21 protein-coding genes are annotated in these 24,188 nt (G+C 71.8%); 10 read left to right on the plus strand and 11 right to left on the minus strand.

What is annotated here, in order from left to right:
* Window positions 1-28: 28 nt before the first annotated feature.
* Window positions 29-574 (plus strand): DinB family protein, encoded by a 546-nt coding sequence (locus IL992_RS11365; protein ID WP_193203283.1) that lies wholly within the window; start codon window positions 29-31, stop codon window positions 572-574.
* Between the two features lie 44 nt (window positions 575-618).
* Here the strand turns inward: IL992_RS11365 and IL992_RS11370 are convergent, their stop codons facing one another.
* Window positions 619-1,359 (minus strand): SDR family oxidoreductase, encoded by a 741-nt coding sequence (locus IL992_RS11370; protein ID WP_193203284.1) that lies wholly within the window; start codon window positions 1,357-1,359, stop codon window positions 619-621.
* Window positions 1,360-1,483: 124 nt separating this feature from the next.
* Between IL992_RS11370 and IL992_RS11375 the strand changes: the two genes are divergently transcribed.
* A complete protein-coding gene (locus IL992_RS11375; RefSeq protein ID WP_226872716.1) occupies window positions 1,484-1,870 on the plus strand; it encodes a winged helix-turn-helix transcriptional regulator in 387 nt (128 codons plus the stop codon).
* 61 nt (window positions 1,871-1,931) lie between these two features.
* On the opposite strand, the gene IL992_RS11380 is transcribed toward IL992_RS11375, so the two are convergent.
* Both IL992_RS11380 and IL992_RS11385 read right to left on the minus strand, forming a co-directional pair.
* Complete coding sequence (locus tag IL992_RS11380) at window positions 1,932-2,801, minus strand: fumarylacetoacetate hydrolase family protein (RefSeq protein WP_193203285.1); 870 nt, start codon at window positions 2,799-2,801, stop codon at window positions 1,932-1,934.
* A 240-nt stretch (window positions 2,802-3,041) separates the two neighbouring features.
* Window positions 3,042-4,148, minus strand: a complete 1,107-nt coding sequence (locus IL992_RS11385; RefSeq protein ID WP_193203286.1) for a glycoside hydrolase family 11 protein — start codon at window positions 4,146-4,148, stop codon at window positions 3,042-3,044.
* Window positions 4,149-4,529: 381 nt separating this feature from the next.
* Here IL992_RS11385 and IL992_RS48285 point away from each other — a divergent pair, with 381 nt between their 5' ends.
* Together IL992_RS48285 and IL992_RS11395 are read left to right on the plus strand one after the other, a co-directional pair.
* Complete coding sequence (locus IL992_RS48285) at window positions 4,530-7,508, plus strand: helix-turn-helix transcriptional regulator (RefSeq protein ID WP_193203287.1); 2,979 nt, start codon at window positions 4,530-4,532, stop codon at window positions 7,506-7,508.
* 38 nt (window positions 7,509-7,546) lie between these two features.
* Window positions 7,547-9,052, plus strand: a complete 1,506-nt coding sequence (locus IL992_RS11395; RefSeq protein ID WP_193203288.1) for an aldehyde dehydrogenase family protein — start codon at window positions 7,547-7,549, stop codon at window positions 9,050-9,052.
* Window positions 9,053-9,071: 19 nt separating this feature from the next.
* Here IL992_RS11395 and IL992_RS11400 read toward each other — a convergent pair whose 3' ends face one another.
* The 4 genes from IL992_RS11400 to IL992_RS11415 all read right to left on the minus strand — a co-directional run bounded on the left by IL992_RS11400 (window position 9,072) and on the right by IL992_RS11415 (window position 14,550).
* Window positions 9,072-10,322 carry an epoxide hydrolase family protein gene (locus IL992_RS11400; RefSeq protein ID WP_193203289.1) on the minus strand — a complete coding sequence of 417 codons (1,251 nt, stop codon included), beginning with the start codon at window positions 10,320-10,322 and terminating at the stop codon, window positions 9,072-9,074.
* Between the two features lie 2 nt (window positions 10,323-10,324).
* Window positions 10,325-10,795 carry a MarR family winged helix-turn-helix transcriptional regulator gene (locus IL992_RS11405; RefSeq protein ID WP_319018487.1) on the minus strand — a complete coding sequence of 157 codons (471 nt, stop codon included), beginning with the start codon at window positions 10,793-10,795 and terminating at the stop codon, window positions 10,325-10,327.
* 106 nt (window positions 10,796-10,901) lie between these two features.
* The gene (locus IL992_RS11410; RefSeq protein ID WP_193203290.1) at window positions 10,902-13,865 is read right to left on the minus strand and encodes an AAA family ATPase; all 2,964 of its coding nucleotides are present in this window, start codon (window positions 13,863-13,865) and stop codon (window positions 10,902-10,904) included.
* 13 nt (window positions 13,866-13,878) lie between these two features.
* Window positions 13,879-14,550 carry a hypothetical protein gene (locus IL992_RS11415; RefSeq protein ID WP_193203291.1) on the minus strand — a complete coding sequence of 224 codons (672 nt, stop codon included), beginning with the start codon at window positions 14,548-14,550 and terminating at the stop codon, window positions 13,879-13,881.
* Between the two features lie 357 nt (window positions 14,551-14,907).
* Here IL992_RS11415 and IL992_RS11420 point away from each other — a divergent pair, with 357 nt between their 5' ends.
* Both IL992_RS11420 and IL992_RS11425 read left to right on the plus strand, forming a co-directional pair.
* Window positions 14,908-15,252 (plus strand): carboxymuconolactone decarboxylase family protein, encoded by a 345-nt coding sequence (locus IL992_RS11420; RefSeq protein WP_319018488.1) that lies wholly within the window; start codon window positions 14,908-14,910, stop codon window positions 15,250-15,252.
* A 52-nt stretch (window positions 15,253-15,304) separates the two neighbouring features.
* Window positions 15,305-16,054: an SDR family NAD(P)-dependent oxidoreductase gene (locus IL992_RS11425; RefSeq protein WP_193203293.1), complete on the plus strand. Its 750-nt coding sequence runs from the start codon at window positions 15,305-15,307 to the stop codon at window positions 16,052-16,054.
* A 1-nt stretch (window position 16,055) separates the two neighbouring features.
* Here IL992_RS11425 and IL992_RS11430 read toward each other — a convergent pair whose 3' ends face one another.
* The gene (locus tag IL992_RS11430; RefSeq protein WP_193203294.1) at window positions 16,056-17,279 is read right to left on the minus strand and encodes a nucleotide sugar dehydrogenase; all 1,224 of its coding nucleotides are present in this window, start codon (window positions 17,277-17,279) and stop codon (window positions 16,056-16,058) included.
* Window positions 17,280-17,446: 167 nt separating this feature from the next.
* Between IL992_RS11430 and IL992_RS11435 the strand changes: the two genes are divergently transcribed.
* Window positions 17,447-18,616 (plus strand): glycosyltransferase, encoded by a 1,170-nt coding sequence (locus tag IL992_RS11435; RefSeq protein WP_193203295.1) that lies wholly within the window; start codon window positions 17,447-17,449, stop codon window positions 18,614-18,616.
* Entirely contained in the window at window positions 18,613-19,758 is a 1,146-nt protein-coding gene (locus IL992_RS11440) for an MraY family glycosyltransferase (RefSeq protein WP_193203296.1), read from the plus strand. Before IL992_RS11435 ends, IL992_RS11440 begins: the two co-directional genes overlap by 4 nt.
* 6 nt (window positions 19,759-19,764) lie before the next feature.
* Here IL992_RS11440 and IL992_RS11445 read toward each other — a convergent pair whose 3' ends face one another.
* Window positions 19,765-20,985: an ABC transporter ATP-binding protein gene (locus IL992_RS11445; protein ID WP_193203297.1), complete on the minus strand. Its 1,221-nt coding sequence runs from the start codon at window positions 20,983-20,985 to the stop codon at window positions 19,765-19,767.
* A 123-nt stretch (window positions 20,986-21,108) separates the two neighbouring features.
* Between IL992_RS11445 and IL992_RS11450 the strand changes: the two genes are divergently transcribed.
* Window positions 21,109-22,113: a LacI family DNA-binding transcriptional regulator gene (locus tag IL992_RS11450; protein ID WP_193203298.1), complete on the plus strand. Its 1,005-nt coding sequence runs from the start codon at window positions 21,109-21,111 to the stop codon at window positions 22,111-22,113.
* On the opposite strand, the gene IL992_RS11455 is transcribed toward IL992_RS11450, so the two are convergent.
* Window positions 22,103-22,591: a glutathione peroxidase gene (locus tag IL992_RS11455; protein WP_193203299.1), complete on the minus strand. Its 489-nt coding sequence runs from the start codon at window positions 22,589-22,591 to the stop codon at window positions 22,103-22,105. The two genes, IL992_RS11450 and IL992_RS11455, sit on opposite strands and share 11 nt — an antisense overlap.
* Before the next feature lie 319 nt (window positions 22,592-22,910).
* Here IL992_RS11455 and IL992_RS11460 point away from each other — a divergent pair, with 319 nt between their 5' ends.
* Window positions 22,911-23,414 (plus strand): aggregation-promoting factor C-terminal-like domain-containing protein, encoded by a 504-nt coding sequence (locus IL992_RS11460; RefSeq protein WP_193203300.1) that lies wholly within the window; start codon window positions 22,911-22,913, stop codon window positions 23,412-23,414.
* A gap of 23 nt (window positions 23,415-23,437) precedes the next feature.
* Here IL992_RS11460 and IL992_RS11465 read toward each other — a convergent pair whose 3' ends face one another.
* Window positions 23,438-24,118: a TetR/AcrR family transcriptional regulator C-terminal domain-containing protein gene (locus IL992_RS11465; RefSeq protein ID WP_193203301.1), complete on the minus strand. Its 681-nt coding sequence runs from the start codon at window positions 24,116-24,118 to the stop codon at window positions 23,438-23,440.
* Window positions 24,119-24,188: the final 70 nt, after the last annotated feature.

Below are 24,188 nucleotides of genomic sequence, written 5' to 3' on the forward strand. Positions count from 1 at the left end.
GTCGGTGCCGCCTGACAGGATCGAGCCCATGAGCGAGATTCCCGAGACCAACTACTCGAAGAAGTGGGACGACGATTCCCGGTCCACTCCTCCCCTCGTCGGCGACGAGCGGGAGATCCTCACGGCCTTCCTCGAGTGGCACCGCGAGACGTTCGCGCTGAAGTGCTCGGGCGTCCCGAAGGAGCGGCTGTCGGACAAGGGGGTGCCGCCGTCCGGGCTCAGTCTCCACGGGATCCTCCGGCACCTCTCGAGCGTGGAGCGGTGGTGGTTCCGCATCCAGTTCACCGGTGAGGACGTCCCGCTCCTCTACTACTCCGACGACGACCCCGACCAGGACTTCGAGGATCTGGGCGGGGACGTCGAGGAGGCGTTCGCCGTGTGGCGGGCGGAGTGCGAGCGCTCCCGCGAGATCGTGGCCGCCGCCCGCTCGCTGGACGAGACCGGTGTCCACCGCGCCACCGGGCAGCCGATCTCGCTGCGCCGCATCCTGGTGCAAATGATCGCCGAGTACGCGCGCCACAACGGGCACGCCGACCTGCTCCGCGAGCGGATCGACGGCGCCACCGGCCACTGAGGACATGAGCCGGGCGGCCCCCCGTGATCGCCCGGCTGACGGCCTCACACGTCGACGAGGATGCCGTGCCCGGCGTCCACGGTGACGCGGGTCCCGGTGACGGCGTGGAAACCCCCGTCGGCGATCGTGGCGATCACCGCGGCCACGTCCTCGGGGTCCACCATGCGCCCCAGGACCGAACGTCTGCCCAGGGCGGCCTCCAGCTCAGGGGTGCGGAGCCCCGCCGAGGCGTCGGTGCGGACCGCGCCGGGGGCCACGATGTTCACAGTGATCCCGTACGGCCCGGCTTCCCCGGCCACCTGCCGGGCGAAGGCCTCGAGCGCCGCCTTCGCGGATGCGTGCGCGAGGCCTCCCGGACGGACGAGGTCGGCGGCGACGCTGGAGACGTACACGATCCGGCCCTGTCGCCGCTCTCGCATCAGTGCGAGCGCGAGCTTGCTGACGTGGAAGACGGCGGCGAGTTCACCGGTGACCTTCCCGGCGAAGTCCTCCCAGGTCATCGTGGCCAGCGGGGCGAACGGCGGTTGGATGTTCGCGTTGCACACCAGGACGTCGAGGCGACGGCAGGCGGCGATCAGGTCCTCCACCTGCCGCGGCTCGCGTACATCGGCACGGACGGGCTCGGCGGTTCCCCCGGCCCCTTCGATCGCGTCGACCACGGCTTTGACCGCAGCCCCGTCGCGACGGTAGTTCACGATCACGTGATATCCCCGTGCCGCCAGTTCCCGGGCGGTCGCGGCGCCGATCCCTCGGCCCGCGCCTGTCACGAGTGCGACCTTCTCCATTTCCCGCTCCCCTCGCCTCGATGAGTCACGATAGGAAACGGGCTTTCTATTGGTAAGGGCATACATTGAGGTAAGTTCATGAGGTCGGAGTCGGGGTCCAGGCCGGACGGCGGAGGCGGAGCCGTTGAGTGACGAGTTTCACAGCGGCTGCGCCGCACGTATGGTGCTGGAGCATGTGACGAGCCGCTGGGGCGTGCTCGTGCTGAGCGCGCTGTCCGGCGGACCGCTCCGGTTCTTCGAGCTGCGTGAGAAGATCGAGGGGATCAGCGAGAAGATGCTCTCGCAGACGTTGCGCACGCTCGCCCAGGACGGCCTGGTGCACCGCACCGTCGTGCCCTCCGCTCCGCCCCAGGTGAGTTACCGGCTGACGCCGCTCGGCGCGGGCATCAGCGAACCACTGCGAGGTCTGACGGCCTGGATCCGCGATCATGCGGACGCCATCGTCGCCGCCCGAGCGGCGCACGGTGCACCGGCCGCCTCGCCCGGCGAGCAGGCGAGCGACGCAACGTGAGCGCTTCCCCGTCAGACGACCGTGGTCCCGCGCGAGGCCGCCGGCACCCCCGGGATGCCCGTCACACGTCGACGTCCGCGACCGTGCCCACGGGAGTGACCAGACGGCCCAGGCCGTCGATCTCGATGCGCACCTCGTCGCCCGGCGTCAGCGTGAAGTCCGACTCGGGCACGAGGCAGGTGCCGGTGGCCAGGACCACCCCGTACGGATATCGGTCGGCGCGCTGGAGGTGTTCGACGAGGTCGTCGATGCGCCGGTGGAGCAGGCCGGTGCTCGCCGAGCCCGCCCAGATCTCCCGGGAACCGCGCGAGATGCCGAGACGGATGCCGAGGGCGTAGGGGTCCGGCACCTCCCAGGCGGGACGGATGCCCGGCCCCAGCGCGGTCGCGCCGAGGTAGACCTTCGCCTGCGGGAGGTACAGCGGGTTCTCACCCTCGATGGAACGGGAGCTCACGTCGTCGCAGATGGTGTAACCGGCGATGTCCCCGTTGGCGCAGACGACCACGGCCAGCTCGGGCTCCGGGACGTTCCAGGACGAGTCGGGCCGTACGGCGATCGCCTGCCCGTGCCCGCGCACGCGCCAGCCGAGCGACTTGAAGAACAGCTCGGGGCGGGGAGCGTCGTACACCATCTCGTAGACGTCGGGGGCGCGGCTCTCCTCTCTGCGCGCCTCCCGCGATCTGCGGTAGGTGACCCCGGCGGCCCAGACCTCCGTCCAGTGGTCCACGGGGGCCGCGAGCGAGGCCAGCGTCACGGCCTCACCGGCCGCCGCCGCGAGGGACCGGCGGAAGTGGCCGAGGCCGGACGAGAGCGCCTCCCCGAGCGAGAAGTCCTCGGGGAGCAGGCGGTCGCCCTCCTCATCGCGGACGGCCCAGCGCGCGGGGCCGGAGACGCCGGTGTGATCGGGGAGGTAACCACGAACAAGTCGCATCAGTGTGTGCCTTCACGAGTCGACGAGTGTTTCTCATCGGCAACTGCTGCGGCCCATCGTGGTATGAGCCGGCCCGGTAGGGAAGGCCCCGTTCCCGCCCGGGCGGGGGTTCCCCGAGCCCTTCACCGGGATCGGCACGGCATGCCCGTCAGGGAAGCCTCCGGTGCGGCGGATGCCACCGCACCGGAGCCTCCTCACCGTAAAGAAAGGATCAGCAGGCGGGGATCGCGGCCCCGGGCGTCAGCTCCGGGTCCATTTCTGGTTGTTGCCGCCCCAGCAGGAGTAGAGCTGGATCTGGGTGCCGTTGCTCGTGCCGGCGCCGACGGCGTCCAGGCACAGGTTCGACTGCACGCCGACGATGGTCCCGTCCGAGTTGAGGCGCCACTTCTGGTTGTCGCCACCCCAGCAGCTGTAGATCTGGACCTTGGCGCCGTTGCCGGTGCCCGCGGCGTCCAGGCACTTGTTGCCGTAGACCCGCAACTCCTGGGCGGAGGTGTAATTCCACTGCTGGTTGCTCTGACCGTTGCAGTCCCACAGCTGCACCTGGGTGCCGTCGGCGGTACCGGCGTTCGGCACGTCCAGGCAGCGGCCGGAGGCGACGTTCTTGATCTGGCCACCGCCGCCGCTCGGGGGCGGCGTGGATCCGTCGCCTCCGGAGGAGCCGCCGATGGTGATGTTGGAGTTTCCGCTGCTCTGGTAGCCCTCGGTGGCGAGGATCTGGTAGTCGTGGCTGCCCAGGTTCATGCCGTAACGGGCCCAGGCGTCGAAGTGGTTGCCGACGGTGATGGTGCCGCCGGTCCTCTTCTGCTGCCGGACGCTCCAGTACTGGTTGAAGGTCTGGTTGCCGTCGATCGAGGGCGCGTTGTATCGGGTGGTCTGGTAGATGTCGTAGGTGCCGCCGTCGGTGGTGACGGTGCCCTTGTACGTCCCCGTGGGCCGGTAGGTGCCCCAGTTGTCGACGATGTAGTACTCCACCAGCGGGCTCCGCGTCCACCCGTACAACGCCAGGTAGGCGTTGCCCGAGGGGTTGAAGCTGCCCGAGTAGGTCACCGTCCTGCGCGCACCGGGTTTCCAGCCCTTGCCGGCGACGAAGTTGCCGGTGTTGCGCCATGAGGTGCTGTAGTTGCCGCCGGACCCCAACTCCATGGAGACCGTGCCCTGGCTGTCGGTCCAGAACGAATAGAAGTAGCCGTTGTTGGTGCCGGTCTGATTCGTGGTCACGGCCGCGTGGGCGACGCCGGGCAGCAGCGCCACGGCCGCGGCCAGCACCACGGCGCAGACACGGCCGACGAGCAGCCTGACGCGGCCGCGCCTGCGGCCTGTCCGGTGAACGGGAGCGTCGATCATGCGCACTTCCTCCTTTGAAGGCCGACGCGGACCAGGCACCGCGGGCTGGGGGCGGCCGGAGGTGACGGCCACCGCGCCGGCGCCACGATGCCGAAACTATCGGCAGTTTGGCGAAAGTATCGGACCGCCTGGGCGAGCCGTCAACGTCACCCGAAACGTCGCGGAAAATTACTTTCCACCCGGCATTGCCCGAGAGGAAGAACAGCCTGATGGATAGGTATGGGGGTGCGATCGAAGCACTCGACGGACAGTTATGCGGACGCTGAAAAGTTCAGAATCCTTTCGGGTTACGCTTCGGGGCCGGAGGCGGCGGCGCGCGAGGCCGGGGCGGGCTGAAGCGCGAGACCGGTTCTGTCAGGGCCGCGTGTCATACTCACCTGCGTGGTTGCGCGTACGCCGCAAAGGGTGCTGATCGGGCGTTCCGCCGAGCTCGATCGGCTTGTGGGCGTGCTCGACGCCGCCGCGGCCGGGCTCGCGGGGGTCGCCCTGGTGGGCGGCGACGCGGGGATCGGCAAGACGCGGATCGTCACCGAGCTGTGCGACCTCGGGCAGCGGCGGGGATTCGTGACGCTCACCGGGCAGTGCGCCGAGCTCGGCGACGCCCTGCCCTACCTGCCGCTCGCGGACGCCCTGCGCGGCGCCGCCGATGCCGACGGGCCGGTCGGCCCGGCCGTCACAGCCCGTCCCGCGCTGCGGCGGCTGCTGCCCGGCGACGAGGCGGGCCCGGCGGAGGAGACCACCGGGGGACTCGCCCAGCAGCGCCTGTTCGGGTCGGTGCTCGACATGCTGTCCGAGGTAGCCGGGCGGCAGCCGGTCCTGTTCGTGTTCGAGGACCTGCACTGGGCCGACCGCTCGACCCGCGACCTGCTGGTCTTCCTCACCCGCATGCTGCAGCGCGAGCGGGTCTGTCTCGTCGGCACCTACCGGACCGACGACCTCCACCGCCGCCATCCGCTGCGCCCGGTCCTGGCCGAGCTGCGACGGCTGCCGCTGGTCACCTCCGTCGAACTGCCGCCGCTCGCCGACGACGACATGGCGGAGTATCTCGCCACCCTCGACCGGTACGGCGAGGGCCCCGCGGGAGCGGTGGCGGGACGCGGCCTGACGACCGTGATCGAGCGCGCCGGGGGCAATCCGTTCTTCGCCGAGGAGCTGCTGGCGGCCGGCGCGGAACGGGCGCGGCTGCCCGGAACGCTGGCCGACCTGCTGCTCGCCCGGGTCGAGACCCTGTCGGACACCGCCCGCCAGGTGCTGCGGGTCGCCGCGGTCGCCGGCCGCCGGGTCGGCCACGACCTGCTGCGCGACGCGACCGGGCTCGGCGACCTGCCGCTGGAGGACGCGCTGCGCGAGATCGTCTCGCGGCGGCTGCTCACGGCGGGCAGCGACGGCTACACGTTCCGGCACGCGCTCCTGCAGGAGGCCGTCTACGACGACCTGCTGCCGGGCGAGCGGACCCGTCTGCACACAGCGTTCGCCGCGCTGCTCGCCGAACGCGGCGGCGCCCCCGCCGAGCTGGCCCATCACCACCTCGCCGGGCACGATTTGCCGGGCGCGCTGCGGGCGTCGGTGGAGGCCGGGCGGCTGGCCGCCGGGCTCGGCGCGCCGGCGGAGGCGCACCGGCACTTCGAACGGGCGCTGGAGGTCTGGGACCAGGTGCCGGAGGCCGAACGGCTGGCCGGGGAGAGCCGGGCGAGGATAGCGCTGGCCAGCGCCGCGGCGGCGGCCGCGGGCGGTGACTACCACCGGGCGGCGGAGCAGGTGCGGCGGCTGCGCCGGGAGGCGAGCGACCCGGTCCTGATCGCCGAGACCGGCGAGCGGCTCTCCTACTATCTGGCGGACGCGGGCGCCGACGAGGCCGAGGCGATCGAGGCCGCCCGGGAGGCGGTGGAGATCGCACCGCACAGCCCACTGCGGGCGAGGGCCCTGGCCACCTACGCCCGCGCCCTGTCCCGGCAGTACCGCTTCGAGGAGGGGGCGGCGACGGCGTCCAAGGCGCTGGAGGTGGCGCAGGCGACCGGCGCCCGCGATGCCGAGGCCAGCGCCCTCGTCTCGCTCGCCCTGATCGAGGAGGAGTTCGGCAGCAGCGTCGAGCACGCCGTCGACCTGCTCACGCGCGCCACCCGCCGCCCCTCGGGCGACCTGTCCATCGACCTGCGGGCGCGTTTCAACCTCGCCCGCATCCACTACGAGAACGGCGCCCTCGCGGTGGCCGCCGGCATCACCGAGGACGGCGTACGGCTGGCCGGGGAAACCGGTCTCACCTGGAGCACGTTCGGCACGGACCTGCGTTTCCTGCACTATCTGGTGCACTACGCGGACGGCGACTGGGACACGGCGGAACGGCTGGCGGGAGGGTTCGGCGTCCGGGTCGGCACCCGGGCCGAGGCCCAACTGTCGTCGTTCGCCCTCTTCGTCGAGGTGGGCCGGGGACGCGCGGGCGCCGACGAGAGACTGCGGTGGCTGTCGCGCTTCTGGTCGGACGCGCTGATCAGCTATATGGCGCGCGGCATGGCGGCCGAGCAGGCGCTGTGGCGCGGCGACCCGCGCACCGCACTCGACCACGTCAACGCGATCGTCGCGGCACTCGAGCCGTTCGATCCCAGTCTGATCCGCATCGCGGCCACCGGTCTGTGGGCGCTGGCCGACCTCGGCAGGACCGGCGAGCCCTGCGACGACCTGCTGCGGCGGGCGCGGTGGGCGGCGGAGAACGGGCCGAACGGCCCGCGCGCCCGGCTGGGGCCGGAAGGGCTCGCCTGGCTGGCCCGGGCGGAGGCCGAGTGGCACCGTGCCCACGGCACGGCCGACCCGGAGGTCTGGCGCCGTGCCACCGAGGCCTTCGGCTTCGGTTTCGTGTACGAGGAGGCGCGGTCGCGGTGGCGCCTGGCCGAGAGCCTGCTGCGGACGGGCGACCGCGCGGCGGCCCGCGCCGAGTGGGAGCGCGCGGTGCGCGTCGCCGCCGAGCTGGAGGCCCGGCCCTTCCTGGAGGCGCTCAGGGCGGTCGGGACGCGGGCGGGATTCCCCGACCCGACGGCGAGCACCCCCACGACCACCCTCACGGCCTCCCCCGCCGCCTACGACGGCGACGCGCGGGAGATGACGACTGGGGAGCCACCGGGGGCGGCACGGGAGCCGGGGCGGCTGTCCGCGCTCACCGCGCGCGAGCGGGAGGTGCTGGCCCACGTCGCGGACGGCCTGGCCAACCGGGAGATCGGCGAGCGGCTGTTCATCTCGCAGAAGACGGTCAGCGTGCACGTATCGAACATCCTGGCCAAGCTCGGCGTGACCAGCCGCACCCAGGCCGCCGCGGTCGCCCTCCAGGAGGGGCTGTCGCCGGGCGCCGCGGGCGGAAATACTGTGTAATCGAGGCTCGGCAGCAGCAACACTTCCGGAGGTCAGCGGTGGCTCGGCAGATCGTTTCCGTCGTCGCGGGTGAGGAGCTCTCCTCGGGCACGCCGTACGAGTCGGTCAACCCGGCGCGGCCCGCGGAGACGGTGGCGACCGTCCTGCTCGCGGACGCGGACGACTTCGCCGGCGCCTGCCGCGCCGCGGCGGCCGCCCAGCGGGAGTGGGCGCGCGTCCCCGCGCCGGTGCGCGGACGGGTGATCGCCTCGATCGGCCGCCTGGTCGAGGCCAACACCGAGGCGCTGGCCCGGCTGGTGACCGAGGAGATCGGCAAGCCGTACGCCGAGGCGCTGGGCGAGGTCCGCGAGATCGTGGACACCTGCGACTTCTTCCTGGGCGAGGGCCGCCGCCTCTACGGGCAGACCGTGCCGTCGGAGATGCCCGACAAGAGTCTGTTCACCTTCCGTGTCCCGGTCGGCGTGGCGGCGGTCGTGACGGCGGGCAACTTCCCGGTGGCCGTCCCCTCGTGGTATCTGGTCCCGGCGCTGCTGTGCGGCAACGCGGTGGTGTGGAAGCCCGCGGAGTACGCCGCGGCCTCCGCGCACGCGCTCTACCGGCTGTTCGCGGCGGCCGGGCTGCCCGACGGCGTGCTCAACGTCGTCTTCGCCGACGGAGGCCAGACGTACGAGGGTCTCGACCGCGCGCTCGGCGAGGGCACCGTGCAGAAGGTCGGCTTCACCGGGTCGAGCGCGGTCGGCCGAGCCGTCGGCGAGCTGTGCGGGCGGCACCTGCAGTCGCCCTGCCTGGAACTCGGCGGCAAGAACCCGATGGTCGTCATGCCGGACGCCGACCTCGACCTCGCCGCCGAGGGCGCACTGTTCTCGGGCTTCGGCACCGCCGGGCAGCGGTGCACGTCCCTCGGCACGGTCATCGTCCACGAGGACGTCCACGACGAGTTCCTGCGCCGGTTCACCGCCGCCGTGCGCGACGCGAAGATCGGCGACCCGAACGGCGACGTGCTGTACGGCCCGCTGCTCGACCACAAGTTCGCCGAGCGATACGAGGAGTACCTGGGCTGGATCCAGCCGCACCACACCGTGCTGCCGGGCCCGGTCGGCCGGATGGACGGCGAGGGCCTCTATTACCACCCGGTGGTGGTGGACGGCGTCCGTCCCGACGACCGGCTGTTCCTGGAGGAGACGTTCGGCCCGATCGTGGGCGTGACCACGTTCTCCACCCTCGAGCAGGCGATCGACCTGGCCAACCGGCCGGGATACGGCCTGTCGTCGTCCATCTACACCACCGACCCGAAGGCGGTGTTCCGGTTCCGCGAGGGCGTCACGGCCGGCATGGTCAGCGTCAACAACTCGACCTCCGGCGCGGAGGCCCACCTGCCGTTCGGCGGGAACGGCAAGTCGGGCAACGGCAGCAGGCAGAGCGGCATGTGGGTGCTCGACCAGTTCACCCGCTGGCAGGCGATGAACTGGGACTACTCGGGTCGCCTGCAGAAGGCCCAGATGGACGTGGCGGAGATCACCCCTGATCTGGGCTTCCGGATCTGACCCGGAGCCGGAAGACCGGTCAGCGCCGGCCCCGGAAGGTGCGCCGCAGGTCGTCCACCCACTCGCCCGGGATCTCCCAGGGAATGAAGTGGCCGCCGCGGTCGTGGGCGTTGAGGTTGACGAGGTTGTACCAGCCGGCCCGGTCGCCGTCGAGGAAGTGCCGCACACGCTGGTCCGTGCTCACGCCGGGCGGGTTCTCGTAGCCGACGAAGGTGATGCCGGTGGGGGCCTCGACGACCGGCTGCCGGTCGTGGGACGGAGTCCACGGATAGCGGTTGTTGTTGGCGTAGGTCCGCATCGAGGTGCCGATCGAGTTGGTCACCCAGAAGATCATGGCGTGGGTGAGCAGGTCGTCCTTGGTGAAGACGGTTTCGACGTCGCCGCCGTTGTCGCTCCAGTTCGCCCAGCGCTCCAGCACCCAGGCGAGCATTCCGGCGGGTGAGTCGGACAACCCGTGGGCGAGCGTGCTCGGAGCGAGCACATGCGCGGCGAGGTGGACGGCGAACCGCCTCTCCCACGCGACGACCTGGGCGTGGACGTCGGCGGGCAGGCCGTCCGGGATGGGCCTGCCTCCGCTGAGGTCCCAGCCCCGGTCGCCGTTGAACAACGTGAGCTTCTGGCCCGACCCGATGTGAATGGCGTGCAGCTCGCCGGCGTACTTGTGGCCGAGCTGTCCGGTCACCAGGGCTCCGACGTCGCAACCCGCCGCGCCGTACCTCTCGTAGCCGAGGGTCCGGGTCATCAGCGTGTGCCAGAGGTCGGCGACCTTCCAGTAGTTCATGTCCGGGTGGTTCGGCAGCGGGGTGGAGAACCCGAAGCCGGGGAACGAGGGGACGATCACGTCGAACGCCTCGGCCGGGTCGCCGCCGTACGCGCCCGGGTCGGCCAGCGGATCGACGACCTTGGACCAGTGCCAGAACGTCCAGGGCCAGCCGTGGGTGAGGATCAGCGGCGTGGGGTCGGGACCGGCGCCGGGCCTGCGCATGAAGTGGACCGGCACGCCCTCGACCTCGACCCGGTAGTGCTCGTAGGCGTTGATGGCGGCCTCGGCCGCCCGCCAGTCGTACCCGTCGCGCCAGTAGTCGACGAGCTCCCGCAGGTAGGCGGCGTTCACGCCGTAGCGCCAGTCGTCGTTGCCCGCGTCGTCGGGCAGGCGGGTCAGCTCCAGGCGCCGCCGCAGGTCGGCGAGCGCGTCGTCCGGCACGTGGATCGGCGCGGGCTCCAGGGGGAACGGCCGGCTCGCGGCGGACGGGGTGGTCGTGGGGCTCATCGTCATCTCCTCGCACTGTCGCGCGGCGTGTCCACGCGGGAGTCGTCGTGCAGTTCGACCATGCGGGCCAGCGCGGGCAGCGCCGCCGCGATGGCCGCCCGCTCCGCCTCGGTGAGCCCGTCGGCGAGCTCGGAGAGCCGGGCCACGCGCTCGGCGCGCCGTCCGTCCACGATCGCGGCGCCCGCTGCCGTGATGCGGACGAGGACCGCCCGGCCGTCCGACGGATCGGGCTGACGCTCCACCAGGCCCTCGCGCTCCAGCTTGGTCACCATCTGGGTGATCGCCGACTGCGTGACCTGTTCGCTGCCGGCGAGTTCGGTGAGCCGCTTGGGGCCGTCGCCCGCCAGCGTGTGGAGCACGGACAGGGTCGTGAAGCTCAGCCGCCGCTCCGCGGGCAGCCGGATGTGCATGCGGGTGAAGTCTTCGAGCACGCGGGTCAGGCGGGCGATGCTCAGCTCGGCGATCTCCGGCACGCGCGCAACTATATCAGTAACTTAATTAAGTTTCTGATACAAAATGGGCCGGGAAACGCCGATCCCCGGCGGGCACGGCCCGCCGGGGATCGGATCGCAGGGTGTCTCAGGCCTCCGGGCCTCGCCTGCCGTCGTAGCCGAGCAGCCGCATCGCGACCTCGGGGTCCATGGCCGCCGCGAGCAACTGCGCTCGTTCGGCCGCCCGGTCTCTGGCCTCCTCGGCCCGCCGCCGCCCCGCCTGGTGGGAGCGGACGAGCAGGACCGCGACCGCGATGCCGCCGATCACCGCGACCAGCGCGACGGTCAGCAGGACGGCCGTGCCGGCGGGCACGCCCCCGAAGGCGGCGGCGCCCCCGGCGCCGGCCGCACCCCGCGGCGAGGCGAACAGCAGCACCCCCAGCAGCGTGAGCAGCACCACCGCCACGACGACGCCGACGACCGCCCACAGCGCGCCGTGCGACGTGCGGGACGGCGCGGCGGGCGACGGCCCGGGCGGCAGGGCCGGGGAGACCGGTGGCTGCGTGCCGTTCCACGGCACGAAGTCCGGCTGCGCCACCCCCGGCTGCACCGCCGGGGCGTGCCCGTTTCCGCCGGCCGTGCCGTTCGGCGGCGGGGCGACCAGCACCGGCGCGCCACCCGAGGACGCCGCCACGACCGACGCCTCGATCACCCGCGTCCGGGGCAGTGGAAGCTCGACCGGGACCTCGCTGTGCGCCTTGTGGGCCGCCACCGCCGCCGTGTGGTACGCCTCGATCTCCTCGTAGAACTCGTCGGAGGTGTAGGCACTGCCGTCGATCAGCGGGCCCATCCTGCCCTCGATGACCGCGACCACGTCGTCGCCGTTGAGCGTCTTGTGCTGTTCCAGCGCGTGCGCGACCGACAGCACCTCGCGGCGGTTCTCGCGCAGCAACTCGGCCGTCTTCTCCAGCAGCCGGCTGAGGTTGAACTCGATCCGCTCGGGAAGCATGTCGGGCACCATCTCGTCGCGCCGGCCCGCCGGAGTGCCGGTGAAGCCGATGCCGCCGCCTCCGGGCTGCGGCTGGGCCGCCTTGCCCTCGCGCAGGCCGAGCTCCTGCAGGGCGGGCAGCGAGGCGACCCCGATGCCCATGCCCCAGTAGGCCTCCATCAGCCCGGTGATCGCGGTCGCGTTCTGCAGGTCGCTCGAGACGCCGGAGGAGTTGTCCTCGCCGAAGAACATCCGCTCCCCCGCGAGTGAGGCGAGGGAGACCATGATGTCGGCCTCGTACTCCGACTTCCACCGGGTGAACTGGTCCTCCGGCTTGATGCTGGCCACCATGCCGAGGTAGTCGGCGCCCTTCTCGATCGTCGCGAGGTCGACCTCCAGGTGGTGCTGGGTGCGGTAGGCGACGACGGCGTGGCACGCCTCGTGGACCGCGACGGCGTGCCGCTCGCGCTCGATGTACTCCACGTCCTCGGGCGGCCCGAGCTGCTTGAGCCGCTTGGCGCGCATGACGTCCGACCAGGTGATGGTCTCCCGGCCGTCCCGGATCGCGGTGATCAGCGACTCGTTGACCAGGTCCTTGATCGTCGCGCCCGTGGCGTACGGCGTGATCGTGGCGAGCTTGTCGATCTGCTCGTCGGTGAGCTGATGGCTGACCTTGTCGAAGTAGCCCTTGTACGTGCGAATCCGGCCTGCCTTGGAGGGGTAGCCGACCTTGTAGATGCGGTCGATGCGGCCGGGCCGCAGCAGCGCCTCGTCCAGGGCCTCGGGCAGGTTGGTGGCCATCATGATGAGGATGCGGTACTTCGGCGGCGGCTTGGGCCGCATGCCGAGCAGCCTGCGCACGTAACGGTTGACGAACCCGCGCGGCTTCTTCAGTCCGGAGATCTCGGTGAGCAGCGCCTCCAGCGTGCCCATGCCGCCACCGCCGCCCATGCCGCCGCCGTACATCAGACGGTTGACGAAGGCGCCGGTGCGCGGCATCCGCGGGGGCGCGGCCTCGGCGGCCGGGCCGGCGGCGTGACGGCCGAGCGCAGTACGCGTGTGCGGGTCGAGGTAGGCGAAGCCGTGGCAGCCGGAGTTCTCGAACGGCGCCGGCACCGACCTGCCCCAGCCGCCGGGGCCGCCCTGCGCGAGCGCGCCGCGGTTGCCGAGCGAGTCGGCCTCGTCGAAGAACACGATGACGCCGCCGTATCGCAGGGCCAGCTTGCGCAGCTTGCGGAACAGCGACTTGACCTTCAGGACGCCGACGCCGAAGAACATGTTGATGAACGCGCCCGGGTCGACGAACACGTACGGCTTGCCGGTGGAGCCCGCGACGGCCTCGGCCATCAGCGTCTTGCCGGTGCCGGGCGGGCCCCACAGCAGGATGCCGCTGGGCACGTAACCGCCCCTGGCCTCGATCTCGTCCGGCTTCTCCAGGAAGACGATGTTCTCCTTGACCCGCTCGACGACGTGGTCCTGGCCCCAGACGTCGGAGAAGCGCGTCTTGATGTCGTCGGGATAGTAGACGTCGACGCCGCCCCGCGACAGGAACCAGAAGATCGCCACGAACTGCCCGACGGCGACCACCATGATCAGTACGAGCTGCAGGGCCATGGGGAGGAAGCCCCACACGGTGGCCGGCACGCTGTACAGCGCCTCGAGCGGCGAGACCTGCTGCAGCTTGCCCAGCACCAGGGCGATGACCGCGATCCAGACGACCCATTTGACGGCCCGCGCGATTCGGTAGCGGTTCCAGTCGTTGAACCTGCGGTGAGTCCAGCGGTTCCAGCCGCCGAAGACCTTGTGCGTCCAGAACCGGTGGTAGCCGGGCGAGCGCTCGCTGATGAGGAAGTGGATCTGCCGGACCACCTCGATGCCCGCCAGCCACAGCACCCAGGACGAGTCACGGACGGTCATCACGAAGGCGTCATAGAGGGAGATGATGCCCTCGTACGTCGCGATCTGGTTCCAGAGCAGCACGCCGAACGCGACGGCGAGCAGGATCAGGAACTTGGTGCGGTCCCACAGCGGCAGACGTTTCCTGGTGACGGGGTCGCGGTCCACCGGACCCGACCCCGGCTCGCGAAGCCCCTCGTGGTGCTTCGGCGGGAGGGCCGTGCTCATATGAGGGGCTCCTTCACGGGTTGATGAGGTGCTTGACCTTGAAGGACTTGACGACAGTGGCGATCTCCGCGGCCCGCTTCCGGTAGCACGCGGGCGAACAGCGGATCAGAAGAGTGGAGACCGTCGTCCCGTCGGCCGACAGGTAGGCGGTCTTGTCGAACGTCTGCACCGGCCCGTCCAGCAGGCTGTAATTGAAGACGCTGTGGACCCCCCGCACGCCGTCCGCGACCGGCAGCACCTCGTCGACCAGCAACTCGAAGCCCGAAAGGCCTTGCGCCTCCAATTGCTGCCGTTTCTCCTTGGGCAGCGCCACCGGCATGAGAGCGGAGTTGCGCAGATCGTTGAGCGACACCGCGTTCTGCGCGTCCTCACTGAGCTTCTCCACCTTGGCGAACACGAACGGCTCGTCTTCGGCCCCGGCCGAGCCCTGCAGCAGATGCCCGAGGGACGGATTGGCGTGCGCGTCGAAGGCCCTCGTCCACACCGCCTGCTTCGCGAGCTGCGCGGTGGCCGACTCGGCGTCGCCCAAGAACTCCTTGTCGAGCGTCTTCTGGTCGATCTGCCGCCATGACACGGGGACCTTGAAGTAGGTGTCGCCCGAATCGTCCCGTACGTAGGTGTATTGGGGGCCGGCACAGCCGGACAGCAAGGAGGCGGCCACCGCCGCCCCCACGACCGTTCCCACCACCCCGGTCCTTACCCGCGGTCTTTCCACCAGGGCCCAACCTCCGCTTTGCGGGTCTACGAGGTAGTAGTGCCCGTTTTCCAACTATCCCTCTCAACGGTAAATCTGCGATGGGCCGGAAACTAGACCAAATCTTTCTCGGATCTTGGCTCTTCCTGTTATACGGAGGCTGCTCGCATCGCCCGGCCGGTACCGGCACCCGCCCCCTGACGGCCCTCTGATGGCGATACCCAAACGACGACCGACGAAAGCAGGGGGAGACCCGCGCGGTGAGATCGACAGGCGTCGGATGAGCAGATCATGTAACACCTGACTGCCTCGAACACGACAACTTGTTGCATGCCGTCAGGAATCACCGTGGGAAGGCTGGCGAACATGAAGCAGGTCTACGAAGAAGACGGCACCGGCGAGGGGCCGGACGGCTTCTTCGGGGTGACGGCGGAGCGCATGTTCTCCGAGGTGTGGTCCCGGCAGGTCCTCACGGTCAGGGAACGGCGGTTGCTGCTGCTCGGCCTGCTCGTCGGCCAGGACATGGACGACATGCTCGAACTGCACCTCGACACCGCCCTGCGCTCGGGCGAGCTGACCCCGGCCGAGCTGCGCGAGACGGTCGTGTTCCTCACCCTGTACGCCGGGTGGCCCCGCGCCGCCCGGCTCAGCGCGAAGGTGGAGGAGCTCATCAGCCGCACCGCCGAGATGTGACCGCCGCCACGGGGCCGGACGAGTGGACCCGTGCGGTGGGTACGCTGCCGTCATGCCCACCGCACTCATCACCGGCGCGACCGCCGGGATCGGCGCCGCCTTCGCGCGCCGCCTGGCCGCCGACGGATTCTCCCTGGTCCTGGTGGCCCGCGACGAGGAGCGGCTCGCCGCCTCCGCCGAGGCCCTGCACAAGCGGTACGGCGTGCCGGTCGAGCCGCTGTGCGCCGACCTGACCACCGAGGAGGGGATGGCGGCGGCCGAGGAGCGGCTGCGCTCCGGCATCGACCTGCTGGTCAACAACGCCGGGTTCGGGCACCCCGGCGGCTTCCTCGACACCCCCGTGGAGGACGAGGTCCGGATGCTGCGGCTGCACTGCGAAGCCGTACTGCGGCTGACCCGGGCGGCCCTGCCGTACATGATGTCCAAGAGGCGGGGCGGGGTGATCAACGTGGCCTCGGTCGCGGCGTTCCTCCCCGGCGGCACCTACAGCGCCACGAAGTCGTGGGTGGTGAACTACAGCGCCTCGGCGGCCAACATGGTCAACCGGCACGGCGTGCGGGTGATGGCGCTGTGTCCGGGGTTCGTGCGCACCGAGTTCCACGACCGGGCCAAGCTCGACATGTCCGGCCTGCCGCCCTTCGCGTGGCTGTCGGCCGACCGCGTCGCCGCCGACGCGATGCGCGACCTGGCCCGCGGGGCCTGGGTGAGCGTCCCGTCGGCCCGCTACAAGGCGGTCGCGGCGCTCGCCAGGCTCCTGCCGCTCAACCTGGTCGGCCGCATGGCGCGGCTGCGCTACCGCTGAGTCACAGCCGTTCGACGTTGGGGCCGCGGCAGCGGCCCCGGGTGTCGAAGACGAACCGGCCGGCCCGCTGGACCAGGTCGTAGTCGTAGCAGTCCTGCCCGCCGAGCACGACGACCGCGTCGGCCCTGGCCAGTTCGGCGGCGTCCGGCTCGACGATCTCGACCCCGGCCGGTACGACGAGGTCCTCCGCCATGGGGTCGGCGGCCCGCACCCGGGCGCCGAGCCGGCACAGCGTCTTGGCGACCTCGACCGGCGACAGCCCGAGCAGCAGGATCCTGCTGCCCCTGATCGAGCGGCACCTCCGGTTGAGCGCGAGGCAGAGCCGGTCGACCACGTGGGCGGGCATGTGCGCGTTGACGTCGTTGGCCGCCTCGACCAGCCGGAATCCCCGCCCGACGCCGCGCCGGATCCCCCACGGCAGGTATGCCACGTCGAGCGGCAGGCAGGAGTCCTCGAGCCCGGGGCAGGGTGCCGCGGCGGCATGCTGGAAGGGCGTGGTGGCGGCGGCCTCGACCGCCTCCCACACGTCGACGCCGAGGTGCGCGGCGAAGATCGACAGCTCGTTCGCCAGAGCCGCGCCGACGTGCGCGCGGGCGCTCTCCAGCAGCGCGCACAGCTCCGACACCCGGGGTGAGGAGACCGGGACGGTCTCCCGTACGAGCCTGCCGTAGAAGTCCGTCACCGCCCGCAGCGAGGCCGGGCCGACGCCCGAGACGACCTTGGGCGTGTTGCCGAGCCGCCAGCGCGGGTTGCCCGGCTCGGCCCGGTGCGGGCTGTGGCCGAGGTGGAAGTCGTCCCCGGCGCGCAGTCCCGATCCCTGTTCGAGCAGCGGCCGTACGAACTCCTCGGTGGTGCCGGGATAGGCGGTGCCCTCCAGCACCACGGTCGCCCCCGGCCGCAGGTACGGGGCGATCCGGCCGGCGGCCGAGCCGAGCGGGCCGAGGTCGGGCGCGCCGTTCCGCATCCGCACGGGTGAGGTGAGCACGCAGACGTCGAACCCGGAGGCGTCGGCCGCGTCGGCGCTGGCCGCGTACCGGCCGGAGGCGTGCGCGGCGGCCAGCGCGCCCGCGCCGACGCCCTCGGCACACGGCTCCCCCGCGTTCAGCCGCTTGACCCGCCACTCGTCCTCGTCGAGGCCGACGACGCGGAACCCGGCCTCCACGGCCCGCATCGCCAGGGGCAGCCCGGCCGGGCCCTGGCCCACGACCACCAGCTTCTCCGCCACGCTACGAACTGTAGGAGCGACCCCGCCGCCGCCCCCGGGATTGGCGGACGGGACGGCTGTAAGGCTTGGGTACGGATAGGGAAAAGTCTCTTCCGGCGGCGTCCGGGCGACCCGTCGGCGGTGGGACCGCGGGCTAGCTTCTCCGACATGATCAGGGAGGAGCCAGCATGAAACCGGACGACCGGATTCGTGTCATGGAGATAATCGCCCGGATGAACGTGAGCGGTCCCGCCACCCAGGTCACGGGGTTGTGCGAGCGGCTCAGCCCGGTGGAGTTCGACCATCGCCTGTACACCGGGTACGTCGACGGCGGCGAAGGCGACCACCTGCAGCTTCGCGACGCGACGATTCCGGTTCACCGGGTGCCGGGCCTCGGCCGCGCGATCAAACCGGCCGACGACTACCGGGCCCTGTTCCGGCTGGCGAACGCCATGCGCGAGTTCAGGCCGCACATCGTGCACACCAGGACCACCAAGGCGGGCGCGCTCGGCCGCCTCGCGGTGCGGCTGTCGGGCGTCGAGGCGGCCCGGGTGCACAGCTACCACGGCCACCTCCTCGACGGACAGCTCTCCCGCCTGCGGCGATCCGTCTACGTCCGCACCGAGCGCCGGCTGGCGAGGATGACCGACCGCCTCGTCACGGTCGGCGCCCGGGTTCGCGACGACCTCCTCGCGGCCGGGATCGGCCGGCCCGAGCAGTACGTCGTCATCCCGCCCGGCGTCGGGCTCGCCCCGCTGCCCGAGCGCGCCCGGGCCCGCGCCGCGCTGGGCGTCCCGCTGGACGCGCCGGTCGTCGCCTACGTCGGCCGGCTGAAGAAGGCCAAGCGGCCCGACCGGCTCGCGGAGGTCGCCAGAGCGGTCCTCGCCCGGCTGCCCGGCGCCCGGTTCCTCGTCTGCGGCAGCGGCGAGCTGAAGGAGGAGGTGGAGCGGGCCGTCATGCCGATGTGGGACTCCTTCCGGCTGCTCGGCTGGCGGCGCGACGTCGAGACCGTGTACGCCGCGGCCGACGTGGTCCTGCTCACCTCCGACAGCGAGGGCACGCCGCTGGCGCTCGTGGAGGCCGGCATGGCGGGCCTGCCGGTGGTGGCCACGCGGGTCGGCAGCGTCCCCGAGGTCGTCATGGACCACCGCACGGGGTTCTTGACCGAGCCGGACGCCGACGAGATGGCCGACCACGTCGTACGGCTGCTGGTGGACCCCGGCCTGGCGCGGCGGATGGGCGAGTCGGCCCGCGCGTGGGCCGGACGGGCGTTCTGCGTGGACCGGCTGGTGGCCGACACCGAGGCCCTCTACCGGGCGCTGCGCGGCGCGACGCGGTCGGAGGTGAGCAGCCGATGACGCCCCTTCCGGCGCTGGCGCCCGCGCTCGCGGGAGCGGCCGCCTGCCTGCTCGCCGTCGCGGGCCTGCGCCCGGTGCGCCGTACGGTCCCCTACCTGAGCGGAGTGACGCTGGCGGCGGCCACGGCGGGCGCCGCGGTGGCGGGCACGATGACGGCCCTGGGCGCGCCGGACCGGAGGGTGAGCGCGGTCCTGCTGGCCGCCGCGGCGGTGGCGCTGCTCGGGCTCATCGCGGACGTGGGCGCGCTGCCGCTCGCCACGCGGCTCATCGTGGAGTCGGTGGCGGCGGGAGGGGTCGTGCTGTGCGGCGTGCAGGTGACGCTGACGGGCGACTGGCTGGACGGCCCGGTCAGCGTGATGTGGATCGTCGCGATGACCAACGCGTACGGGCTGCTCGACCGGCTCGGCGGCGCGCTCGCCGCGGTCGCCGCCGTCACCGGCGTGTTCCTCGCCGGGACGGCGCTCGTGCTGGGCGACCCGTCCCTCGCGGTGCTCGCGGCCGCCCTGGCCGGGGCGTGCCTCGGCGCCCTCCCGTACGGCAGGGCCCGGGGCAGGGTGCGGCTCGGGCCGTCCGGCTCACTGTTCGCCGGGTTCGTCCTGACCTGCACAGCCGCCGGGCTGACGGCCGGACGCGGCCCGGCCACAGTCACGGCCGGGCTGCTGCTGCCGGCGCTGGCGGCCATCGTGGGCGCCGGGGTTTACGCCGTCCACGGACCGCGGCGCGACGCGAGCCGGCCGGCGGGGCCGGCACGGAAGGCGGCGCCCGCCCTGTGCGGCGTCTCGGCCGGCACCGGGACGGCCGGGCTCGCGGTCGCGCTCGGCTGGGTGCCCGCGGGGGCCGCGGCGGCGGTCACCGCCGCGACCGCCGTCACGCTGCTCGTCTACGCGCGCCTCCGGTACATCTCGACTTACGCGCGCCACGGGCACGGCCTTGACCGAGCGCGTCTCCGGCACGACCTTGTCCACGCGCGCCTCCGGCACGACTCGACTGACGCGCGCCTCCGGCACGACCTTGACCGACCGCGCCCGAGGCGGGCGTGGACGTCCTTGTGGACGCCGGCCGACGACGATCGGCCGCGCGGGCGCGTGCCGCACCCCCGCTCCGCCGGAAATCCCCCGCCGCCCGTAGTACGGCGGGGGTGACCGGGGTCAGCGGCCGATGTTGGCCTCGTGGCCGATGGACAGGCCCGAGTCGACGTCGAAGAAGTGCAGGTTGTGCGTGTCGACGACCAGCTCGATCTCCTGCCCCGGACGGACGTGGCTGCGGGCGTTGACACGCGCGGTCCACAGCGACTTGTCGCCGGTCAGCGGCAGCGTCGTCTCCTCGTCGTCGCCGTCGTGGGCGGCGGCCACGGTGTCCTTGTGCTCGACCGGCGGGGCGTCGATCGTGAACAGGACGTTGATCTCCGAGCCCAGCTCCTCGGTGACGTTGGCGCGGACCGGGATGCGCACCCACCCGGCGCTGTTGCCGCTGGCCGAGCCGGCGTCCTCGAAGTCGGAGGGCCGGATGCCGAGGATGATCTTGCGGCCGATGTAGCGGTCGAGGCCCGGCTTCTCGGCGAAGGTCGAGTCGGGGACGGGGAGACGGTAGCCGGCGAAGGCCACGGCCGCGCCGCCGTTGTCGCGGATCAGCTCGGCGTAGCTGAAGTTCATGGACGGGGAGCCCATGAAGCCGGCGACGAACAGGTTGACCGGGTCGTCGAACAGGTTCTGCGGGGTGTCCACCTGCTGGAGCACGCCGTCGCGCAGGACGCAGACACGGTCGCCGAGGGTCATGGCCTCGACCTGGTCGTGGGTGACGTAGACCGTGGTGACGCCGAGGTTCTCGTGGAGCTGGTTGAGCGAGGCGCGCATGGAGACACGGAGCTTGGCGTCCAGGTTGGACAGCGGCTCGTCCATGAGGAAGGCCTGGGGCTCGCGGACGATGGCGCGGCCCATCGCGACACGCTGGCGCTGACCACCGGACAGGGCGGCCGGCTTGCGCTTGAGGTACTGCTCCAGGCCGAGCATGCGCGCGGCCTCGTTGACCCGCTTCTGGATCTCGGGCTTCGACATCTTGCGCAGCTTGAGGCCGAAGGCGAGGTTCTCCTCGACCGTCATGTGCGGGTACAGCGCGTAGTTCTGGAAGACCATCGCGATGTCGCGGTCCTTCGGGGGAAGGTGGTTCACGACACGGTCGCCGATGACGATCTCGCCGCCGCTGATGTCCTCCAGGCCGGCGATCATCCGCAGGGCGGTGGACTTGCCACAGCCCGACGGGCCGACCAGCACCATGAACTCGCCGTCCTTGATCTCCAGGTTGAGGCCGTTCACGGCCTTGACCCCGCCCGCGTAGATCTTGTCGACGTTGTTCAGAACGATAGAAGCCATGCCAGTCCTTCGCGCTTCCGAGACAAGAGGGAGTGGATACGTTTTCAAGACTGTCCCGTGAAATACCGCATATTGTCAAGATTTCGGTGACACAACCGATGGAACCATGATGGAATCGTTTCCATGAGCGGTCCAGCGCAGCGGCGGATAACCATCAAGGAAGTGGCGGAGGCGGCCGGGGTCGGGGTGGCCACCGTGTCCCGGGTCCTGTCGGGTGGCTCGGCGAGCGCCGAGACCCGGGAGAAGGTGTTCGCCGCGGCGGCGCGGCTCGACTACCGGCCGAGCGCGCTGGGACGCAACCTGAGGCGCCAGCGGACGGGCGGCATCGGCCTGCTGGTCCCCGACATCACCGACAGCTTCTACGCGCGGCTGACCGACGGCGTGCTGTCGTGCGCCCGCTCGTACGGCGAGCCCGTCACGGTGGGGGTCACCGGCGACGACCCCGAGCGGGAGGCCGAACTGATCGGCACGCTCATCGAGCAGAGCATGGACCGCTTGATCGCGGTGCCGTCCGGGGACGGGGAGATGTGGGCCCCCGCGCTGCGCGCGGGGCTGAACGTGGTGTTCGCCGACCGGCGGGTGCGCGACGACGTGCCCAGCGTGGTGCCCGACGACCGGGCGGGAGTGCTGACGGCCGTGGAGTACCTGGCCGGGCTGGGCCACCGGAAGATCGCCTACCTCGGCCGGCATGGGCAGTCGCAGCGGGTGGCCGCGTTCACCGCCGCGATCGCCTCGCTGGGCCTGCCCGCCGACCGGGATCTGGTCGTGCACGCCCGGTCGAGCCGTGACTCCGCCTACGCCGCCGCCGCGGGCCTGCTGCAGCACCGGCCGGACGTCACCGCGGTGATCGCGGGCGGCAACGTGCTGGGCGAGGCGGCCGTGCTGGCCGCCCGCGAGCTGGACGTGCGCATCCCCAGGGACGTGTCGCTCATCATGTTCGACGACGTGCCCTGGGCCGAGCTGTGCTCCCCGCCGCTGACGGTGATCGCCCAGCCGGCCCAGGACATCGGCTATCGCGCGGCCGAACTCGTGCTGCGGCAGGGCAGGCGTCCTCCGGCCGTCACACTGCCCACCAAGCTCGTCGTACGGGCGAGCTGCGGGCCCAAGGTCTCAGTCCCTAGGAGATGACCTTCTCGATGGCCTCGGTGACCTCCGGGGCCTCGGGGACGACGCGGGGGCGGAACCGGGCCACCACCTGGCCGTCGGCGGCGACCAGGAACTTCTCGAAGTTCCACTGGATGTCGCCCGCCTCGCCCTCCGCGTCGGGAACCGCGGTCAGCTCGGCGTAGAGAGGGTGCCGCTCCGGGCCGTTGACCTCGGTCTTCTCCAGCAGCGGGAAGTCCACGCCGTAGGTCGTGGAGCAGAACTCCTTGATCTCCTCCGCGGAGCCGGGCTCCTGGCCCATGAACTGGTTGCACGGCACGCCGACGACGGTGAACCCCCGGCCGGCGTATGCCCGCTGGAGGGCGACCAGGCCCTCGTACTGCGGGGTCAGCCCGCACCTGGACGCCACGTTGACCACCAGGGCGGCCCCGCCGCCCAGCAGGTCGCCGAGGGTCGTGCTCTCGCCGTCGATCGTGGTCACCGGAATCTCGAGAACGCTCATGTCCGCACCCTAAACGAGCGTCCCGTCCGGTCTCGCCGCAGGGCGCGCCGCGCCGCGCACGGTAACCCGCGCCCCCGGGAAGGGTCGGCGTTGGGGGGCGGATCGGCAAAGAACCGTCCGCGGCGTGCCGCGGATGCCGCCGGGGAGGCGGGCGGCCGTATTTCAATCCGCGTGAGGACCCGTCGCGGTGCCCGCCGGAAGCTCTTGGTGATCCGGTGCGGGCCGAGCGGACGGCGGCGCCCACGCCATGGGCGCGCGGCCGCACGGCGGGCGCCACGCGCGCCCGCCCTCCGCACGCGACCCGACGACAAGGACCGATTTGGACAGCAACAGCGTTCTACGCAACACAGTCGCCGCCGTCATCGCGGCCACCGTGGCCGGTGGCGGGAGCGGCGTGGCGTGGGCCGACGAGTGGGCCGCCGCGGAGCGGACCGGGGAAAACGTGCGGCCCGTCACCCACGTCGGAGTGTGGACCACGCGGGTGGCGGCGCAGCCGCCCCGGTTCGGCCGGGCGCCGGCGAAGGTCCGCAGCAAGGCGTACGCCTTCCGGCTCGTGACCCGCCGCACCTGGTCGGGCGAGCAGTTCCAATGCCTGGACAGCCTGTGGACCAGGGAGAGCAACTGGGACCACCGGGCGTACAACCAGGGCTCGGGCGCCTACGGCATCCCGCAGGCGCTGCCCGGGCGGAAGATGGGCTACGTCGCCGGCGACTGGCGGTTCAACCCGCAGACCCAGATCAGGTGGGGGCTGCGGTACATCAAGGGCCGCTACGGCTCGCCGTGCGGCGCCTGGGGCCACTTCCGGTCCCACAACTGGTACTGACCCGGGCGGAGGCGCCCGGCGGCCTACTGCCGGGCGCCTCCACGACCGGCCCGCTCGCCGGTCCCGCGCCCGGCCTGAGCGTCCGTCCGCGCGGCGGCCCTCACGGCCATCGCCTGGACCAGCAGTTCCAGGCCGAACTCGAACTCCTCGTCGTGGTCGCAGGAGTCCAGATGCGGCCGCAACTCGCTCACCACGGGGAACAGCGCCGGGTCCACCTCGGCGATCACCCCGTCGGCCCGCACGGGGGCGAACGTGGGGGTCACCCCCACCTCCCGCAGCAGCGACCCGACGACGTACGCGATGAACATCCGCAGCATCCGGACGGCCTCCCGGCCGTCGAAGCCCGCCTCGCGCAGGGTCGCCAGGGCGCGCTCCACCGGGAGGAGGCCCGCGGTCGAGCCCAGTTGCCTGCTCACCACGACCATCGTGGAACGGGGATAGTGATGGGCGATGCGCCGGAACGCCCGCGCCTGGATGCGCACCCGCTCGGTCCAGTGGGCGGACGGGTCGTCGGTGAAGCCGATCCGCGACAGCACGTCCTCGGCGACGGCGTCGAGCAGCGCGGCCTTGCTGGGCACGTGGTTGTACAGCGACATGACGCCGACGCCCAGTTCCGCGGCGATCCTGCGCATCGAGACGGCGTCGGCGCCCTCCCTCTCGATGAGTTCCACGGCGACGGTGACGATGCGGTTCCGGTTGAGCATGACCGAATCCTCTCTCGCCGCGGACGTCCGCCCGTCCATTGACGTACGTACAGCGTACGTGACACGCTCG

The organism is Microbispora sitophila (assembly GCF_014892245.1).
Classification (GTDB): domain Bacteria; phylum Actinomycetota; class Actinomycetes; order Streptosporangiales; family Streptosporangiaceae; genus Microbispora; species Microbispora siamensis.

Bases quoted from the DNA above. Each gene is read 5' to 3' on its own strand.
- IL992_RS11435 (WP_193203295.1), top strand. From the start codon at position 17,447: ATGAAACCGGACGACCGGATTCGTGTCATGGAGATAATCGCCCGGATG.
- IL992_RS11450 (WP_193203298.1), top strand. From the start codon at position 21,109: ATGAGCGGTCCAGCGCAGCGGCGGATAACCATCAAGGAAGTGGCGGAG.
- IL992_RS11410 (WP_193203290.1), bottom strand. From the start codon at position 13,865: ATGAGCACGGCCCTCCCGCCGAAGCACCACGAGGGGCTTCGCGAGCCG.
- IL992_RS11365 (WP_193203283.1), top strand. From the start codon at position 29: ATGAGCGAGATTCCCGAGACCAACTACTCGAAGAAGTGGGACGACGAT.
- IL992_RS11370 (WP_193203284.1), bottom strand. From the start codon at position 1,359: ATGGAGAAGGTCGCACTCGTGACAGGCGCGGGCCGAGGGATCGGCGCC.
- IL992_RS11440 (WP_193203296.1), top strand. From the start codon at position 18,613: ATGACGCCCCTTCCGGCGCTGGCGCCCGCGCTCGCGGGAGCGGCCGCC.
- IL992_RS11445 (WP_193203297.1), bottom strand. From the start codon at position 20,985: ATGGCTTCTATCGTTCTGAACAACGTCGACAAGATCTACGCGGGCGGG.
- IL992_RS11465 (WP_193203301.1), bottom strand. From the start codon at position 24,118: ATGCTCAACCGGAACCGCATCGTCACCGTCGCCGTGGAACTCATCGAG.
- IL992_RS11385 (WP_193203286.1), bottom strand. From the start codon at position 4,148: ATGATCGACGCTCCCGTTCACCGGACAGGCCGCAGGCGCGGCCGCGTC.
- IL992_RS11425 (WP_193203293.1), top strand. From the start codon at position 15,305: ATGCCCACCGCACTCATCACCGGCGCGACCGCCGGGATCGGCGCCGCC.
- IL992_RS11380 (WP_193203285.1), bottom strand. From the start codon at position 2,801: ATGCGACTTGTTCGTGGTTACCTCCCCGATCACACCGGCGTCTCCGGC.
- IL992_RS11455 (WP_193203299.1), bottom strand. From the start codon at position 22,591: ATGAGCGTTCTCGAGATTCCGGTGACCACGATCGACGGCGAGAGCACG.
- IL992_RS11400 (WP_193203289.1), bottom strand. From the start codon at position 10,322: ATGAGCCCCACGACCACCCCGTCCGCCGCGAGCCGGCCGTTCCCCCTG.